The organism is Streptomyces chiangmaiensis (assembly GCF_036281785.1).
GTDB classification, from domain to species: Bacteria; Actinomycetota; Actinomycetes; order Streptomycetales; family Streptomycetaceae; genus Streptomyces; species Streptomyces chiangmaiensis.
Genome location: NZ_JAYWVC010000002.1, coordinates 33444 through 48009 on the forward strand (window position 1 = coordinate 33444; position 14566 = coordinate 48009).

Genomic DNA, 14566 nt, shown 5'->3' on the forward strand with positions numbered 1-14566 from the left:
CCCCGGTTCACGCCATGTCCGGCTGTTCGGCCACCGACAGCGCGGCCAGCGCGGACGCCACCGCGTGCGAGGCGCTCAGGTCCAGCCGGGCGCTGGTCCCCCTCGCCTTGTGGCGCACCTCGGCGGCGGCGAGGGTGAGCAGCTGCGGCAGCAGATCGGTGCACCGCCTCGCCACCCAGCCCGTTCCGGCGGTGGCGAGCCACCACAGGCTGGCCGAGCGGGTGGGCGGGGGGAACTCGGGCTCGGCCGCGGGCGCGCTGCCCGTCGCGACGCCCCCCTCGGCGAGCAGCGCGTGGAAGCGCAGGGCGAGTTGCCGGTGCCCGCGCTCCCCCGGGTGCAGCCGGTCCGCACTCCACATGGACCGGTCGGTGATCCAGTCCCCGCCCTCGGCGTGCAGATGCACCGCCCCGTAGCGCTCGGACAGCGCGTGCACGACCGCGTTCACGGCCCGCTGCCGTCGGGCCAGCGGACGTGCCAGCGCCCCGGGCAGCCGGAGCATGGACCCCGGGTCGGGCAGACAGGCCGTGAGCAGCACCGCCCCCTGGGCCCTGAAGGCCGCGTAGACCTTGTCGAGTCGCGCGGCGACGGCGTGGATGTCGAAGGTGTAGCGCAGCGTGTCGTTCACACCGATCACGACGGAGACGACGTCCGGATCCAGGTCGAGCGCATCCGGGGTCTGCCGTTCGAGGACGTCCCGGGTCTGTGCGCCGCTGAAGGAGAGGTTGGTGAACTCCGCCGGGGCTTCCACGGGCGCGAGCCCCTCGGCGAGGAGCGCGGCCCACCCCCGCCAGGAGTCCCCGACGGGGTCACCCACGCCTTCCGTCAGTGAGTCGCCGAGTGTGACGAACCGCAGGGGTCTCATGCGACACCCTCCCGGGCGCCGTCCCACAGGCGGTCGTCGGCGGCCGTCGTCGGCGTGACGGACAGCTGTGCGTCGTGTGCCGCGAGGAACGCGTCGACCGCCGTCTTCCACCCGAAGCACTCGGCGCGCGCGCGTGCCGCCTCCCGGCGTTCGCACTCGGACCGCTCCATGAGCAGGTCGATCGCGTCGGCGAAGGCGTCGCCGGTGTTCATCGCGGTGGCCCCGGCGGAGCCTATGACCTCGGGCAGCGCCGAGAGGGCGCTGGCCACCACGGGAGTTCCGCACGCCATCGCCTCCAGGGCGGCGAGCCCGAAGGTCTCGGCGGGCCCGGGGGCCAGGCACACATCGGCCGTGGCCTGCAGGGCACCGAGCAGGTCCCGGTCGCCCACATGACCGAGGAAGGTGACCGGCAGACGCCGCTCGGCCGCCCGCTGTTCGAGCCGGGCCCGCAGCGGCCCGTCCCCCGCGATCACCAGGACCACCCGCCGTCCGCGCCGCAGCAGTGCCTCCAAGGCGTCCAGTGCCGTGCCGGGCCGTTTCTCCACGGAGAGGCGGGAGCACATCACGAGCAACGTCTCGTCCGCGCGCGCGTACCGGTCGCGCAGCCCGGCGTCCATCAGGGCGGGGTGCCGCTGCTCCAGGTCGACGCCCAGTGGGGCCCGTACGACGTTGCGGGCCCCGATCCGCACGAACTCGCGCTCGGCGAACTCGGTGGTGCACACCACGCGCGCGTAGGTGTGTGCCGTACGGATGTTGAGGGCGTCGGCGGCGCGCCGCGAGAGGTTCTCGGACAGGCCCCAGGTGCGCAGCACGCCGTCGGCCGTCTCGTGGGAGACCATCACGGCGGGAATCCGGGCGCGCCGCGCCCACTTCCCCGTCCAGCGCAGCGTCGTCCGGTCGGAGACCTCCAGGCGGTCGGGGTCCAGTCGCTGCAGGAGGGCGGCGACACGCCGCTTGTCCGTGAGGACCCGGTAGCCACCGGTACCGGGCAGGAGGGGCCCGGGCAGGGTGATGACCCTGCCCTGCTCGGTCTCCCGGTCGGTGTGGCGCTCCCCGGGCACGATGAGCACCGGGTCGTGGCCCGCTTCCTTGAAGCCCTTGCCCAGCTCGCGCAGGGCCGTGCGCAGACCGCCGGAGGAGGGCGCCACGAAGTTGGCGAGCCGCACGATCCGCAGTCCGCCGCCGACGCGCTCGGTGGCGAAGCTCATGCCGCCACCGCCGTCCTGCGCGCGGCGAGCACGTCCGCGTAGTGACCGATGAGCTGATCGCCGACGGCCGCCCAGGTGCGGCCCTCGACGAGGGCGCGTGCGGCGGCCCCGTACTCGGCCCGCAGCCCGTGATCCACGACCAGCGACCGCACCGCGTCCCGGAAGGCGGCCGTGTCACCGGGCGGGACGAGCAGTCCGGTCTGGCCGTGGGCCACCAGATCGAGCGGTCCGCCGGCGGCGGGCGCGACGACCGGCACACCGCTGGCCATGGCCTCCTGAACGGTCTGACAGAACGTCTCGAACGGGCCGGTGTGCACGAAGACGTCCAGCGAGGCGAAGATCCGGGCGAGCTCGTCGCCGGTGCGGCGCCCCAGGAAGGCCGCCCCGGGCAGGGCGCACCGGAGGGTGGTCTCGCTCGGCCCGTCCCCCACGACGACGACCCGAACGCCCTCGAGTCCGCAGGCACCGGCGAGGAGCTCGACATGCTTCTCGGGGGCCAGCCGGCCGACGTAGCCGACGATCACTTCGCCGTTCGGGGCGAGTTCCCGGCGCAGCGCCTCGTCCCGCAGGTCCGGGCGGAAGCGGACGGTGTCGACGCCGCGTGGCCACAACTGGACCCGCGGCACGCCGTGCGCCTCCAGGTCGCGCTGGGCGGCGCTGGACGGTGCGAGCGTGCGGTCGGCGGCGGCGTGCACGGAGCGGATGCGCCGCCAGGCCGCGGCCTCGCCCGCGCCCATGTAGGTGCGGGCGTAGCCGGCCAGGTCGGTCTGGTAGATGGCGACGGCCGGGATGCGCAGGCGGGCGGCGGCCGCCATGCCCCGGACGCCGAGGATGAAGGGGCTGGCCAGGTGCACGATGTCGGCGCGGTGTTCGGTGATGGCCGCGGCGACGCGTCGGCTGGGGAGAGCGACGCGCACCTGGGGGTAGCCCGGGAGCGGAATGGAGGGGATACGGACGACGGGGCACGGCGCGAGGGCGTCGGGCCCGGCCCCGGCGGCGGTGGCCGGGGCGACGACGAGGGGAACGTGACCGCGATCGACGAGGTGCCGGACGGTCTGGAGCGCGCAGTGGGCCACGCCGTTCACATCGGGGGGAAAGGATTCGGTCACGATGACGACACGCATACCCGTGTTCTCGCCCCGCTGGACGTGGCCTCGTCAACGTCGATCTTTCCGGAGGGGGAACGTCCTGTGAGCGTTGGGCTGCGCGGCCGGGCAGGTCAGCCCTCGTCCATACACTGCTGACCGCCGCGTCACCGAACGTTCATACGGTTGGCATGTCCGGGCCGATACGACTTCGTACGGCTGTCTGAACTTCGGCCTCCTCGGCCGGATCCGCGGCGAGTCGACGGAGCCGCTCGACGACGCGCGCGTCCCCGGTCTCGGCGTGCCGTGCGGCGATCTCGCGGGTGGACTCCTCACAGTCCCAGAGGCATTCGACGGCGAATCCCGCGGGGAAGGAGGGATCGGTGGCGGCCAGGGCGCGGGCGGCCCGTCCGCGGAGATGGGATGAGGCGGTTTCGCGATAGATGTGGCGCAGTACCGGTGCGGCGCCGGCGATGCCGAGCCGACCGGCGCCGTCGACGAGGGGCCACAGGGTCGGCGCGTCGGGGCCCTCGCCCCGTACCCCCTCGCGCAGCGCCGTGAGCACCAGGTCGCTGTCCTGTGCGCCGCCACGGCAGGCGAGCATGCGCGCGGCGGCCGCGCCCAGGGCGTCGGGCCGGCGGGCCCAGCCGCGCGCCCGGTCGACGGCGGCGACACTGCGCATGCGTTCGAAGGCAGCCACGGCTGCGTCGACGACGAGCGCTGACCCGGAGGACACGGCGGCCTCGATCAGGTCGAGGGCCTCGGTGTCGTTGCTGTCGGCGAGGTAGCGCAGGGCGGTACACCGGGCCCCGTCACCGCCGGAGCGGGCGGCCTCGACGATTTCCGGCCGGTCCTCGGGGCCGGCGACGGCGGTGAGGCAGCGGGCGGCGGGCACATGGAGCACGGCACCGCGGTCGACGCCCTGCTGGGCCCAGTCGAAGACGGCCTGCACGCTCCACCCCGGCCGCGGGCCCTGCGAGCGCATCTGCCGCTGCCAGCGGTCGAAGCAGCCCGCCTCCTGCGCGGCGCGCACACGCGTGGCGACGGACGGGCGCGGATCGTCGGCCCACAGCCGCCAGGGCCGTGGTTCGAAGGCGTCCCGGACCGCGGCGGCGAGTTCGGCCTCGCCCTCGGCATCGGCCGGGAAACGGGCCAGAACGGGAGCGGCCAGGGCCCGCAGCCCCGCGTCGTCGTCACGCAGCGCCAGTTCGTCCAGGGCCCAGGCCCAGTTGGAGCCCGAGGCCGCGTACCTGCGCAGCAACTCCAGCGCGTCGCGCCTGCCGTACGACGCAAGGTGCCCGAGCACCGCGAGGGCGAGCCCCGTGCGGCAATCGTCGGTGTCCAGGACGTCCTCGGCGCTGAAGAGGTGCGCCTCGATGTCGTCCAGCTCACCGTTCAGATCGAGGTAGAGCCGGGCGTAGTAGAGGGAGCGGTTCTCCACCTGCCAGTCGTGGCGAGGATCGCGCAGCACGCAGTGGTTGAGAGCCGCGAGCGCCTCGGAGCGCGGTGCGGTGAGCGCATGCAGCGTGCCGTCGCCACGGCCTCTCTGGAGGAGGCCGAGCAGGGTACCGCTGGGCGCTATGACCGGTTCGAACATGGGAAACAGCCTCACATCAAGCGTCGACGCAACCGGGACACACGCACTACCTGGCCGCGTGACAACACGTCGGGGCGCCCGCCGTCGCTTGCTTGCTGTAGACCATCTTCCTCTGCCTCTCGTCGGTGGCCCATGCGGACCGCATCACGGTCCGCGCGGCGCGGCAACACCTGCCCAGCCATCGCGTCCGTGAACCACGACGTCATGATGACTCGGCGTCTCGCGCTGCCGCGACCTTATTTCGGGCGGCCCCGTACCGCCTCCCCCGTTTTCGTCGTCTTCGCTGGTCAAAGCATGTGGATCAGGGTTCGCCGAACAGTTCGAGCAGGTCACTCTTGCCGAACATCCGGGCGGTGTCGACGGCCGAGGGGGTGCCGACGGCCGGATCGGCGCCCCCGTCCAGCAGGGCCCGGATGACCTCCACCTCACCCTTGAAGACCGCCCCGGCGAGCGGGGTCTGGCCCCGGTCGTTGACCCGGTCGGCCTCCGCGCCGCGTTCCAGCAGGGCGCGGACGGCATCGGCGTGGCCGTGGTAGGCGGCGAGCATCACGAGGGAGTCACCGCGGTCGTTGGTGAGGTTGGCCGGAACACCCGCGTCGACGTACGCCACGAGAGCCTCGGTCTCACCTCGGCGCGCCAGATCGAAGATCTTGGTCGCCAGCTCCACGACCTCGGGGTCGGGGGCGTCACTCATGGGCCGGACCGCCTCTCATTACGACTGCTAAAAGACTGCGGGAGCGTACGACGGCGAGCGGGAGGGTCGCACGCGGCTTGTACGGCGGCGAGCGATGACGCCGTACGGGTGAATCGCCAGCGTACTGGCTTCGGCGGCACACGGCGGGCGCCGCACGAGGCAAAGATCACGACAGTGCCCGGTGAGCGCAACGGACATGCCCGGAGTGCGCAGGACACCGCCGCCAGCTGGGTGAAATCCACGCAATTTCACTCGGTTGCAGCTTTTGTCCTATGGATACATTCTGTGAGCCTGGAAGAACTCATGGTGACTGTCCCCGTGAACCAGGAGAGAGCAAATGATCCTCAACATCTCGGGCGTTGTGGTGCTCGGCACCGTCGTCTTCCTGTTCTGCCGCAACCACGGCCTGAAGGGCTCCCACGCCACGGTCTGCGGGCTCTTCGGCTTCTACCTCTCGAGCACCGCCGTGGCTCCGAGCATCAAGGCCGGAGGCGCGAGCCTCGCGAGCCTCCTGGGCGGGCTCAATTTCTGATCCCGCCCGCCCTCCGCACGCACCCGAGGAGCAAGTAGTGGCCCGGCGCCCCCTCCCTCGCATTCTGAGCAACGGCAGCGCACAGATCACCCGCGGCCGGGAGCTGGCCCGGACGGCGGCGGGCGGCGCCACCGACGTCCTCCACCCGCTGATCACGATCTCGCGCGGTCTGCGCCGGCTGGCCCTGGCCGGGCGGCGCAAGTGGACGGAGACGCCGAAGGACCGGCGGGGACCGCTCCTCTTCCTGACCGCCTCGGTGATCCTGGTCGTGGCCCTGGTGCCGTACGGGCCCCTGCTCGCCGGCATCGCCCTCATGGCGGCGGCGGGGTGGCAGGGCCGCGACCGCCGGCCGGCGCAGCCGACGGGCCCGAACGACGCCCAGACCGCGCGTCTGCGGTCGCTGTACGAGGCGCTGGTGCCGTACTTCTCGGTGACCGACGACCCGGCTCCGCTGTACGCACCCGGCGGGGACTGGACGCAGACGCTGTCCTCGTTCGAGTTCGACGAGACCGGCCGCATCTCGTGCCTCCGAATCCGCTACCCCGCCTACTTCACGGACGGCGAGGCCGAGTCGCGTGCACGGATCGAGCAGCTCGTGCACGCGAAGTCGGGGCGGGGCCGCGAGTACCACTTCCAGTGGGACGAGGAGGGCAACGAGCTGACGGTGACCGTCCTGCCGCCCCTGCCCACCGACATCGCCGCGCAGCGCTTCGTGACCGCGCCCGGCGAGACGGTCCTCGGCTTCACCGACCCCACCGGCGTCCAGCGCACGCTCCCCCTCACCCAGGGCGAGGAGCAGCGCGACGTCCCTCCGGTGGTGTGGCGCACGGGTCCCCGCTCCACCGAGCCACATCTGCTGATCGTCGGTGGGCCCGGCAGCGGTACGACGACGCTGCTGCGCTCGATCGCTCTCCAGGCACTGCAGTACGGGGACATCCTGATCGTCGAGGGCGCCGGCACCGGCGAGTACGCGTGCCTGACGGGCCGGGACGGCGTGCTCGCGATCGAGTCCGGGCTCGCCGGGGCGGTGGCGAGTCTCGAGTGGGCGACCCATGAGACGGAGCGACGCCTGATCTCTGCGAACCGGGCCCGGCAGACCGGGCACCCCCCGCCCGACGACATCAGGCGCCCGCTGTGGATCCTGCTGGACCGGTCGAGCATGCTGGGGCATCTCGCGGCGGCGGACGGAGGCAGGGATCCGCAGGCGCTGCTCCAGGTGCCCCTGCGGCACGGCCGGGCCGCGAACGTCACCGTGGTGGTCGCCGAGCAGTTCGACGGGCTCGACGGTCTTTCCGACCCGGTCCGCCAGCACACCCGTGCCCGCGTGGTGCTGGGCTCAGCGGCCCCCGAGGAGCTCGAGGCGGTACTCGGTGTGCCTCCGCACACCACGCCCACCAAGGACGTTCCGCCGGGCCGCGGCTACGCCCGCCTGGGCACCGGCCCGGTCCACCGCCTCCAGGTGCCGGCCACTCCGGACCCGTACGACGACGCCACCAGTGAACGTCACCGGCAGGCGGTCCTCGGGCTGCTGCCTCGGCGGAGCAGCTCGGTGGCGGGAGCGGTCGCGGCGGAGGGCTGATCCGACACCGGGGCCCGGAAGGCCGGCGCCCGACGGTGCCGTCGCATCAGCGGCCGCTCAGGCGACGAAGGTGCGCGGTGCCTCCGCCGGTCCCGACGCCCCGGACTCCACCAGGCGGGCCGCCGCCGCGAGGCGCACCGCCGCCTCCTCCGCCACGGCACCGCCCACCGTGAACGGCAGCCGCACGTACCCCTCGAACGCACCGTCCACGCCGAAGCGCGGTCCCGACGGCACCCTGACGCCGACCCGCTCACCGGCCTCCGCGAGACGGGACCCGGACAGACCGCCCGTGCGCACCCACAACGTGAGGCCGCCGTGCGGCACCGTGAACTCCCAGGACGGCAGCTGCGTGCGCACCGCGGCGACCAGGGCGTCCCGGTTCTCCCGGGCCTGCCCGCGCCGCAGTTCCACCGCCTGCTCCCAGCCGCCGGTGCTGAGCAGCCAATTCACGGCGAGCTGCTCCAGCACCGGCGTGCCCAGGTCCGCATAGGCGCGGGCGGCGACCAGGCTGCGGATCACATCGGGGGCGGCACGCACCCAGCCGATGCGCATGCCCGCCCAGAACGCCTTGCTCGCCGACCCCACGGTGATCACGGACGAGCCCGCCGGGTCGAAGACGCACACCGGTCGCGGCATCTCCAGGTCGTCCTCGAGGTACAGCTCGCTCATCGTCTCGTCGACGACCAGGACCGTCCCGGCGGAGCGGGCCGCCTCCACCAGTCGGCGGCGCTGGTCCTCGTCGGCCAGCGCACCCGTCGGGTTGTGGAAGTCCGCGACCACGTAGGCGAGCCGGGGCGCGGCCTCCCGCAGCACCTGGCGCCAGCGGTCCAGGTCCCAGCCGCCGAGCCCCTCGGCCATGGCCACGGGGACCAGACGGGCGCCCGCCTCCCGCATCAGCTGGAGGATGTTGGCGTACGACGGGGACTCGACCGCGATGCGTTCGCCACGGCCGGCGAAGAGGTGGCAGATCGCGTCCATGGCGCCCATGGCGCCCGTGGTCACCATGATCTGCTCCGGCATGGTCGGGATGCCGCGTGCGGTGTAGCGCTCGGCGAGCATGGAGCGCAGCGCGGGCAGGCCCGCCGGGTAGTCGCCGTGTGTGTGCGCGTACGGGGGCAGCTCCTCCAGGGCCCCCTGGACCGCGCGGGTGAGCCACGGCTCGGGTGCCGGCAGGGCAGCGCAGCCGAGGTCGATCATCGAGCCCAGCGCCTCCGGCGGCAGCGGTTCGAGCCCGCGCGCCGGAAGCGGGTTGCCGGCGGGCACGGCGGTCCAGCTGCCGGCTCCACGTCGGGACTCCAGGAATCCCTCGGCGCGCAGCGCCTCGTACGCGGCCGCGACCGTCGTACGGCTCACGGAGAGGGCGAGCGCCAGTTCCCGCTCGGCGGGCAGCCGGGCCGCGACCGGCACACGGCCCTCCAGCACGAGCAGCCGGATGCCGTCGGCGAGCGCGCGATAGGCGGGCGGGCGGCGGGTGCCGGGGCCTGCGGGACGGTCCTGCTGGGAGTTGAGCAGCCGGGCGAGCTGCGCCGCACCCACCGCCGAGGTCCACTGCGCCATAAGCCCCAGTCCACCTTCCCGGAATTGGCCATGGATGGCTTGTCTTTCCAAGCCACAGAGTGTCATGCAAAAGGCCACGGCCACCACAGGGGGGTTCGTTTTGTTTACTGGCATGTCCACGAGGAACCGGCTCGGACGGCGGCTGATCCAGTTGTACGGGGGCCTCGCGCTGTACGGCGCGAGCTCCGCTCTCCTCGTCGAGGCGGGCCTCGGCCTCGCGCCGTGGAACGTCCTCCACCAGGGCCTCGCCAAGCTGACGGGGCTCAGCATGGGTGTGGTACTGACCATCGTGGGCGCCGCCGTCCTGCTGCTGTGGATCCCCCTGCGCCAGCGCCCCGGTCTCGGCACCGTCTCCAACGTCCTCGTGATCGGTTTCGCCATGGACGCCACCTTGGCCGTACTTCCCGACGTACGTGCCCTGACCGTACGGCTTCCCCTTCTCCTCGCGGGCATCGTGCTCAACGGCGCGGCGACCGGCCTCTACATCGCGGCGAACTTCGGCCCGGGTCCGCGCGACGGGCTGATGACCGGACTGCACCGGCGCACAGGCCGTTCGATCCGGCTGATCCGCACGGCGGTGGAGGTCGCTGTCGTCGCGACCGGGTTCGCCCTCGGGGGCACCGTCGGAGTCGGGACCGTGCTGTACGCGCTGTCCATCGGTCCGCTCGCCCAGCTCTTCCTGCGCGTGTTCGCCGTCCCCTCGGCATCGCAGCGCAGCTCGGTCGTTGCCACCGGGCAACCGGAAGGAGCGATACTGCCACGGTGACGACCCTGATACGCCACCCCTACCTCGACCATCCCGGCCCCATCCCCTTCGCCCACCGGGGCGGGGTCGCGGACGGCCTGGAGAACACCCTGACCCAGTTCCGGCGCGCCGTGGCGGCGGGCTACCGCTACATCGAGACGGACGTGCACGCCACAGCCGACGGAAAGCTGGTGGCGTTCCACGACGCGACCCTCGACCGGGTGACGGACGGGGCCGGGCGGATCGCCGACCTGCCCTGGGACGACGTACGGCACGCACGCGTGGCGGGCAGCGAGCCGGTGCCCCTCTTCGAGGACCTGCTCGAGGAGTTGCCCGACGTGCGCTGGAACGTCGACGTCAAGGCGGAGCCCGCCCTGCGGCCCCTTCTCGAGCTGATCGAGCGCACCGACTGCTGGGACCGGATCTGCGTCGGCTCCTTCTCCGAGGCGCGCGTCGTGCGCGCCCAGCGCCTGGCAGGGCCGCGCCTTGCGACGTCGTACGGCACCCGCGGCGTGCTGGGCCTGCGGCTGCGCTCCTGGGGCATACCGGCGGGGCTGCGCCGCTCGGCGGTCGCCGCTCAGGTCCCGGAGTCCCAGTGGGGCATCCCCGTGGTCGACCGCCGCTTCGTGCGCACCGCCCATGCGCGAGGGCTGCAGGTGCACGTGTGGACGATCAACGAACCCGATCGTATGCACCGACTCCTGGACTTGGGAGTTGATGGCATCATCACCGATCACATCGACACACTGCGCAAGGTCCTCGAGGACCGGGGCACCTGGGTCTGAACGCCCCGCGCGCGATCACGTTCCACGGGGAAGCGAGGGCACGGGTGGGCAGCGACACCGTGCGGGCAGTGGCGACCGACGAACCCGCCGGACGGCGGCGCGAACAGCGCGGCTGGTACTTCTACGACTGGGCGTGCTCCGTCTACTCGACGAGCGTGCTGACCGTGTTCCTCGGCCCCTATCTCACCTCGGTGGCCAAGTCGGCGGCTGACGCGGACGGTTATGTCCACCCGCTGGGCGTCCCGGTCCGCGCGGGCTCGTTCTTCGCCTACTCCGTCTCCGCCTCGGTCGTTCTGGCGATCCTCGTCATGCCGCTCGCGGGCGCGGCGGCCGACCGTAGCGGGCGCAAGAAGCCGCTGCTCGGCCTCTCCGCCTATCTGGGCGCCGCGGCCACCACGGGGATGTTCTTCCTGGACGGGGACCGCTATCTGCTCGGCGGTCTCCTCCTCGTCGTCGCGAACGCGTCGGTGGCCGTCTCGATGGTCATCTACAACTCCTATCTGCCGCAGGTCGCGCTTCCCGGGGAGCGCGACGCGGTCTCCTCGCGCGGTTGGGCCTTCGGCTACGCGGCCGGCTCCCTGGTCCTGGTCGCGAACCTGGTCCTGTTCACGGCCCACGACAGCTTCGGCGTCTCGGAGTCCACCGCGGTCCGCATCTGCCTGGCCTCCGCGGGCATATGGTGGGGCGCCTTCACGCTGGTACCGCTCAGGCGGCTGCGGGACCGCCGTACGGCGTCCACGGCGCCCGCGGTGCACGGCTGGCGGCAGTTGGCGGCCACCATCCGGGACATGCGCGGCAAACCGCTCACCCTCGCCTTCCTGCTGGCGTACCTCATCTACAACGACGGCATCCAGACGGTGATCTCCCAGGCGTCGGTGTACGGCTCCGAGGAGCTGGGTCTGAGCCAGTCGACGCTCATCGCCGCCGTGCTGCTGGTGCAGGTACTGGCGGTGGGCGGCGCCCTGGGGATGGGGCGGCTGGCCCGGAGGTACGGGGCCAAGCGCACCATCCTCGGCTCGCTCGTGGCCTGGACCGTGACGCTCGGCGCCGGCTACTTCCTGCCCGCGGGGGCGCCGGTCTGGTTCTTCGTCCTGGCGGCCTGCATCGGCCTGGTCCTCGGCGGCAGCCAGGCCCTTTCCCGGTCCCTCTTCTCCCATCTGGTGCCACCCGGCAAGGAGGCCGAGTACTTCTCGGCTTACGAGATGAGCGACCGCGGCATGAGCTGGCTGGGACCGCTGCTGTTCGGGCTCACCTACCAGCTGACCGGAAGCTATCGGGACGCGATCATCTCCCTGGTGGCGTTCTTCCTCATCGGATTCGTGCTGCTGGCCCGGGTCCCGGTGTGGCAGGCGGTGCGCGACGCGGGCAATCCGGTACCCGAGAGGATTTAGCACCTGACGACAAAGGGCGGTAGTGTACGCGTTTGGCCTGCCAGGCGTACCGTTACTGCGCGTCAAAGGGGACGAAACACCGGGTGACATCTGCTGGCAGATGTGACAAACCGGGCGCCGGTGGGTACAACAAGGGGCGGCTACGACGGCGACGCATGACCCGGAACGGGAATCTTTACCGCCGACCGGACGTTGACCGGATGACGACGACAGCGACACCTGTCCTGTGGGCGACAAGCCCGGGAGGCACGATTCATGAGTGAGCGAGCTCTTCGCGGCACGCGCCTCGTGGTGACCAGCTACGAGACGGACCGCGGCATCGACTTGGCCCCGCGCCAGGCCGTGGAGTACGCATGCGAGAAGGGGCACCGCTTCGAGATGCCCTTCTCGGTCGAGGCGGAGATCCCGCCGGAGTGGGAGTGCAAGGTCTGTGGGACCCCGGCACTCCTCGTGGACGGCGAAGGCCCGGAAGAGAAGAAGGCCAAGCCGGCGCGTACGCACTGGGACATGCTGATGGAGCGACGCACCCGTGAGGAACTCGAAGAGGTCCTCGAGGAGCGCCTGGCCGTCCTCCGCTCCGGCGCGATGAACATCGCGATCCATCCGCGGGACAGCCGCAAGTCCGCATAGTCCCTGCGCGGTCCAGCGGGACACAACACACGCGGGTCATCAGTGGGCGCCGTACGCCAGGACGTGCGGCGCTCTCTGTCTGCCGTGCGAGGTCTGCCGTGCGAGCCCGGGACGGGTAGCGCTCTCCGTCTGCCGTGCGAGCCCGGATTGACTCAGCGGTTCAGAGGCGGGCGCGGCTCCTGGGGCGCGTGTGACGGCTCGTCCCTGATGACCTCACCCTGGACGACCTTTCCGTCGGGACGGTGAATACGAGCCTGCCGGACGGCGTCCCCGAGGCTGCCGGGGGTAGCCTCGCGCAGCTTGCGGTCGATGGTGCGTCCGGCGGAACGGCTCACCGCCTGCTGGACCGGCGGAATCAGCAGCAGCAGCCCCACCGCGTCGGAGATCAGGCCCGGCAGCATGAGGAGCAGACCACCGAGCATCATCAGCCCGTTCCCGCTCCCGCCCGTGCGCGCCTCGCCGGACGGCCGCGCCTGGAGCGTCTCACTGAGACTGCGGAACGCCCGGCGCCCCGCCCGCTTGACGACCACGGAGCCGAGCACGAAGCCGGCCACCAGCAGCAGGAACACCGTGAGCCCGCCGGCCGCGTCCGCCACCAGCGTGAGCAGCCAGATCTCCAGCACCAGCCATGCGGCGACACCCAGCGGCAGGAATCTGCGCAGCCGGGAACGCCGTGGCCGGGAGGCGGGGTGAGAGGAAGCGGGTACGCCAGTCGTCATGGTCCCAGTGTGCCCAAAGCCGGCTCAATGCGGGATAAGGGGGTTGATCACCGATCGTCAACCCGGCAGGCCGACCGTGAACCCCTACGAGCGACGACAGAAAGCCGCCCGGATTGACGTGAGGTCCGGGCCGACCGCTACGACGGCTTGCCGCGGCCGGTCAGCTTGGCGACGCGGTCGCCCACACCCCATGCCGAGACCCGCCACAGCGCCTCGACGAGGATGTCGCGGCTCATCTTGGAGTCGCCCAGCTCCCGCTCGACGAAGGTGATCGGCACCTCCACCACGCGGTAGCCCGCCTTGACGGCGCGCCGGGCCAGGTCGACCTGGAAGCAGTACCCCTGCGAGGCCACCTCGTCCAGTCCGAGCCCTTCGAGGGTCTCGCGGCGGAAGGCGCGGTAACCGCCGGTGATGTCGCGCAGCGGCAGGTCCAGGGCGAAGCGTGAGTAGAGGCTGCCGCCCCGGGAGATGAACTCGCGGCTCTTGGGCCAGTTCACCACCCGACCGCCCGGCACCCAGCGGGAGCCGAGCACGAGGTCGGCGCCCTTGAGCGCAGTCAGCAGGCGCGGCAGTTCCTCCGGCTGGTGGGAGCCGTCGGCGTCCATCTCGATCAGGACGCCGTAGCCGTGCTCCATGCCCCATCGGAAGCCAGCGAGATACGCGGCACCCAGGCCTTCCTTGCCCTTACGGTGCAGCACCTGGACATGGTCGTCCTCGGCCGCCAGCTCGTCAGCGAGCTTGCCCGTGCCGTCGGGGCTGTTGTCGTCGGCCACAAGGACATGCGCCTCGGGCACGGCCGACCGCACCCGACCGACGATCGTCTTGATGTTCTCCGCCTCGTTGTAGGTCGGAATGATCACCAAGGCGGTGCCGAGCGGGCCGAACTGCCTCCCCTGGGCTCCTGCCGCGAGGGTCCCGTCGCCGTCGTTCACTGCTGCCCCTTCATGTCCGTTCGCAGAGCACCACCATAGTGGCCCCGGCCTGCGCCGACATGACAGCTTGCGCCCGCGTCGGTGTCGATTGCGCAAGAGTCAGGTAAGAGTGATCGCTGCGCCGTCCGGGCGCCTGCTGAATCGTGGCCACGGCCGGGGACCTCGGGCCGACGGGCCCGGTGCGCGCCCTCGCGAAGCCGCGGCGCGGATCGGGGCCCGGCGCCCTTCGGGCCGACCTGGCACCCGCTGG

At 72.1% G+C, this 14566-nt stretch carries 14 protein-coding genes; 6 read left to right on the forward strand and 8 right to left on the reverse strand.

The genetic code is table 11. The features are described 5' to 3' along the window. Positions 1–7: 7 nt before the first annotated feature. The 5 genes from VXC91_RS00960 to VXC91_RS00980 form a co-directional block, all read right to left on the reverse strand. Complete coding sequence (locus VXC91_RS00960) at positions 8–862, reverse strand: SGNH/GDSL hydrolase family protein (protein WP_329504362.1); 855 nt, start codon at positions 860–862, stop codon at positions 8–10. Further along, positions 859–2070: a glycosyltransferase gene (locus VXC91_RS00965; RefSeq protein WP_329504364.1), complete on the reverse strand. Its 1212-nt coding sequence runs from the start codon at positions 2068–2070 to the stop codon at positions 859–861. Before VXC91_RS00965 ends, VXC91_RS00960 begins: the two co-directional genes overlap by 4 nt. Next, a complete protein-coding gene (locus VXC91_RS00970; protein WP_329504366.1) occupies positions 2067–3194 on the reverse strand; it encodes a glycosyltransferase family 4 protein in 1128 nt (375 codons plus the stop codon). Before VXC91_RS00970 ends, VXC91_RS00965 begins: the two co-directional genes overlap by 4 nt. Before the next feature lie 139 nt (positions 3195–3333). Then, positions 3334–4752 (reverse strand): HEAT repeat domain-containing protein, encoded by a 1419-nt coding sequence (locus tag VXC91_RS00975; RefSeq protein ID WP_329504368.1) that lies wholly within the window; start codon positions 4750–4752, stop codon positions 3334–3336. Positions 4753–5053: 301 nt separating this feature from the next. Further along, complete coding sequence (locus VXC91_RS00980) at positions 5054–5446, reverse strand: ankyrin repeat domain-containing protein (RefSeq protein ID WP_329504370.1); 393 nt, start codon at positions 5444–5446, stop codon at positions 5054–5056. A 337-nt stretch (positions 5447–5783) separates the two neighbouring features. On the opposite strand from VXC91_RS00980, the gene VXC91_RS00985 reads away from it, so the two are divergent. Both VXC91_RS00985 and VXC91_RS00990 read left to right on the forward strand, forming a co-directional pair. Beyond that, on the forward strand, positions 5784–5978 hold the full coding sequence (locus tag VXC91_RS00985; protein ID WP_329504372.1) for a hypothetical protein: 195 nt from the start codon (positions 5784–5786) through the stop codon (positions 5976–5978). Positions 5979–6015: 37 nt separating this feature from the next. Further along, a complete protein-coding gene (locus tag VXC91_RS00990; RefSeq protein ID WP_329504374.1) occupies positions 6016–7557 on the forward strand; it encodes a P-loop NTPase family protein in 1542 nt (513 codons plus the stop codon). Positions 7558–7614: 57 nt separating this feature from the next. Here the strand turns inward: VXC91_RS00990 and VXC91_RS00995 are convergent, their stop codons facing one another. Further along, positions 7615–9114: an SCO1417 family PLP biosynthesis transcription factor gene (locus VXC91_RS00995; RefSeq protein ID WP_329504376.1), complete on the reverse strand. Its 1500-nt coding sequence runs from the start codon at positions 9112–9114 to the stop codon at positions 7615–7617. 112 nt (positions 9115–9226) lie between these two features. Here VXC91_RS00995 and yczE point away from each other — a divergent pair, with 112 nt between their 5' ends. The 4 genes from yczE to VXC91_RS01015 all read left to right on the forward strand — a co-directional run bounded on the left by yczE (position 9227) and on the right by VXC91_RS01015 (position 12665). After that, positions 9227–9880: a membrane protein YczE gene (gene yczE, locus VXC91_RS01000; RefSeq protein ID WP_329504377.1), complete on the forward strand. Its 654-nt coding sequence runs from the start codon at positions 9227–9229 to the stop codon at positions 9878–9880. Beyond that, complete coding sequence (locus tag VXC91_RS01005) at positions 9877–10644, forward strand: glycerophosphodiester phosphodiesterase (RefSeq protein WP_329504379.1); 768 nt, start codon at positions 9877–9879, stop codon at positions 10642–10644. Before yczE ends, VXC91_RS01005 begins: the two co-directional genes overlap by 4 nt. A 44-nt stretch (positions 10645–10688) precedes the next feature. Continuing rightward, entirely contained in the window at positions 10689–12035 is a 1347-nt protein-coding gene (locus VXC91_RS01010) for an MFS transporter (RefSeq protein ID WP_329504381.1), read from the forward strand. Positions 12036–12290: 255 nt separating this feature from the next. Beyond that, positions 12291–12665 carry an RNA polymerase-binding protein RbpA gene (locus VXC91_RS01015; RefSeq protein WP_329504383.1) on the forward strand — a complete coding sequence of 125 codons (375 nt, stop codon included), beginning with the start codon at positions 12291–12293 and terminating at the stop codon, positions 12663–12665. Between the two features lie 152 nt (positions 12666–12817). On the opposite strand, the gene fxsA is transcribed toward VXC91_RS01015, so the two are convergent. Together fxsA and VXC91_RS01025 are read right to left on the reverse strand one after the other, a co-directional pair. Continuing rightward, entirely contained in the window at positions 12818–13384 is a 567-nt protein-coding gene (gene fxsA / locus VXC91_RS01020) for an FxsA family membrane protein (protein ID WP_329504384.1), read from the reverse strand. Between the two features lie 137 nt (positions 13385–13521). After that, entirely contained in the window at positions 13522–14316 is a 795-nt protein-coding gene (locus VXC91_RS01025) for a polyprenol monophosphomannose synthase (protein WP_329504386.1), read from the reverse strand. Positions 14317–14566 lie beyond the last annotated feature (250 nt).